We start from the raw sequence: 2,681 nt of genomic DNA on the forward strand, positions 1-2,681 counted from the left end.
GCCTCTATTCCCGCTGGACGTAACGTTTCTGTAGAACGTGAGACATTCCCGCGGCTGCTCGACGAAGGGCGCAGCGTGGTGGGGCACGTCGATGCCGCGTATTGGCGCGATATGGGCCGCCCCGATGATTTTGTGCAAGGTTCTTCCGATCTGGTGCGCGGAATTGTGGGCTCCCCGCTGCTGGAGGGACGCACCGGTGAAGCATTGGTGGATCCCGCTGCCGGCGTCGCCGGGGGAGTCCTGTTGTTGGGTGGAACCACGGTGGGCCGCGGCGCTGAGATTGGTGGTGGCTGCCGTATCGATTCTTCCGTGATTTTTGCTGGTGCCACCATCGAGCCAGGTGCGCGAATCCGGAATTCGATCATCGCTGACGGTGCACATATCGGTGCCAACGCGATTATCGACGGATGCGTTATCGGCGAAGGCGCCCAGATTGGGGCGCGGTGTGAACTCGCGCCGGGCATGCGTGTGTGGCCGGGTGTCGATATTCCGGATACTGGTATCCGGTTCAGTTCTGACGCTTAGTTTCTGCCGCTTAGTTTCTGGGCTTTTTCTGCGGCGGTTTCTTGGAGCGAAGCCAGGCTGTAGTTTCCCGGACGAGCCCCGGCACTATATCTAGTACCCCCGTGGTTTACCCCTGTTGAGTCATTGTTGTTGCTGCTGTGACTCGTGTGGTCTAGTGCAGGGCTTTTCTGTGGGTTTTTCTGCAGATACCGGCGATATTTAGTGTCGCGTTGTCTAATCTTTTCCAGTATCTGAACGAAACTACGGAGAAAGGACACGGCGTGGACGATATGGCTAAAAACGCCATTCTCCGTGGCGGCGCGGCAGCACTGTCGATCGAAGAGCTCTTCGGTGCGGTAGAACAAGAATGGCAAGACCAGGCGCTGTGCGCGCAGACCGACCCGGAAGCATTTTTCCCGGAAAAAGGTGGCTCTACCCGGGAGGCCAAGCGCATTTGCCGGGCCTGCCCAGTACGCGATGAATGTCTTGAATTCGCCCTGGAGCATGACGAGCGCTTCGGTATTTGGGGCGGACTATCTGATCGTGAACGCCGCCGCTTAAAGCGTGATATCGGCTAATAACCTCAGCGTTCCTTGATCCCGTGAGCGGCAGGCCGCACGGAGCGGTTAGTCTTCCCACGGATAACGCGCATCCACATCACGCGGATCCAGGTTAAGGTAGGTAGCCACCAAAACTGTCAGAATTTCTTGCAGCAACTGCCTGCGTTGTTCGCTATTGGCAGCTCGTTGCTCGATGGGTTTCCGGAACAACACGATCCGGGCGCGCGTCGGCTGGCCTTGTGCATCTATCCCGGGCTGTAATACGCGACCCAGGGGGACTGGTCCGTCGCTGAAGATTTCGTCGTCGACAAGAGCTAAATCCGAACCCAAATTCATGCGCGGCACGGTATCGACGGCGAGGTCTAATGCCTCCAATTGTGGGGCGAAGGATGCGTGGATGGAACTAAATGCATCCAGAGCAGCCATGTCGAATTGTTGGCTACGGGAACGAAAGCGAGGGGTCTGCTGCGGTAATAGCACCCCGCGCAGGCCGCGCCCATGGCGGTCGGGCCGTGGGGATAACCTCGCGCTTGCAGTCATGGCATCAGCTTAGAACTCAACGGCAAATTTCGTCGTTGCGCCACGCCGGTTTCATTCGCTCAATCAAAGTTAATGCTGCCGGGAGTGCTTTCTGACAGCAATTGGCAAACCTGGAGCCAGTCTTTAAACTTGGTGGCGTGAATCAAATTCGTCGCTGCTCCCGTCCCGGCTGTGGTCAGCCTGCGCTCGCAACCTTGACGTATGCGTATGCCGAATCCACCGCGGTGGTGGGCCCGTTGACTAGCCAGCCGGACCCGCATAGTTGGGACTTGTGCCAGAAACACTCCGAGAAAATCACCGCCCCGGTCGGGTGGGAGATCGTTCGTGTCGGCGATGTCGATATTGATGACGAAGATGATTTGATTGCTCTCGCCGCTGCGGTGCGTGAAAATGGTCGCGTAACCAGTGGTCTTGTCGACGACCCCGATACCAGCCCCGTTGCGCACACGTCAGCTTTCGCAGACGCGGCGGATCCAGAACGCTCTAACCACCCGGTGCACCGCGTTCCGCGCGTGGTGGAGGAAAAGCAACAGCGCCGCGCACACTTGCAGGTAGTGCCTGACGACGCCGATGCCGACGAGCCCGTACCAGATTCGGTCAGTATTAACGGCAGCCGTCATGCGATCGGCCCACACAGCAATGCCGATAAGCACGAAGCTGGCGGCGCACAAGATACCGGCGGACAAGAGACCGGCGAAGAGCATGCTGGTGAAGAGCATGCTGGTGAAGGCGCTAGCGAACGCGATGCTGATCCGGTTGATTCCATGCTGGAGGAGCTGCGCCATTCTTCGGCAACCGACTTTGCATCGTTATGGCCGGATGAACGCCGCGACTAAACCGGATTAGTTGAGCCAACCCACAAGCTGTTAGCTGCCCGGTAACTTCCTGCTAATACCCCATGGGAACATTTTTGTGTGCGTACTCATCGGAACCTCCGGGCGCGCGACCGTTAGAATGGCGATTATGTATTCTGCGCAATTCCTCAACTCTGTTATTAAGGCCTATGACATTCGCGGGCTGGTGGAATCCGAGATCACCACGGATTTTGTCCGCAACGTCGGTCGCGCATTCGCAGAT

At 57.9% G+C, this 2,681-nt stretch carries 3 protein-coding genes and 1 pseudogene; 3 read left to right on the plus strand and 1 reads right to left on the minus strand.

Annotated elements, in window-relative coordinates:
* A partial coding sequence (locus BKN05_RS12235; RefSeq protein WP_286688758.1) for a GlgC family sugar phosphate nucleotidyltransferase occupies window positions 1-525 on the plus strand: 525 nt, incomplete at its 5' end.
* A 260-nt stretch (window positions 526-785) separates the two neighbouring features.
* On the plus strand, window positions 786-1,082 hold the full coding sequence (locus BKN05_RS12240) for a WhiB family transcriptional regulator (RefSeq protein WP_018120982.1): 297 nt from the start codon (window positions 786-788) through the stop codon (window positions 1,080-1,082).
* A 48-nt stretch (window positions 1,083-1,130) separates the two neighbouring features.
* Here BKN05_RS12240 and BKN05_RS12245 read toward each other — a convergent pair whose 3' ends face one another.
* Entirely contained in the window at window positions 1,131-1,604 is a 474-nt protein-coding gene (locus tag BKN05_RS12245; RefSeq protein WP_026167955.1) for a metallopeptidase family protein, read from the minus strand.
* Between the two features lie 137 nt (window positions 1,605-1,741).
* Here BKN05_RS12245 and BKN05_RS12250 point away from each other — a divergent pair.
* Window positions 1,742-2,176: pseudogene (locus BKN05_RS12250) on the plus strand (DUF3499 domain-containing protein); the annotation flags it as partial.
* Window positions 2,177-2,681: the final 505 nt, after the last annotated feature.

Source organism: Corynebacterium sp. S5S1, from assembly GCF_001913985.1.
In the GTDB taxonomy this organism is placed as follows: Bacteria; Actinomycetota; Actinomycetes; order Mycobacteriales; family Mycobacteriaceae; genus Corynebacterium; species Corynebacterium marquesiae.

Coding starts and splice junctions, on each gene's coding strand:
- BKN05_RS12245 (WP_026167955.1), bottom strand. CDS start 1,604: ATGACTGCAAGCGCGAGGTTATCCCCACGGCCCGACCGCCATGGGCGC.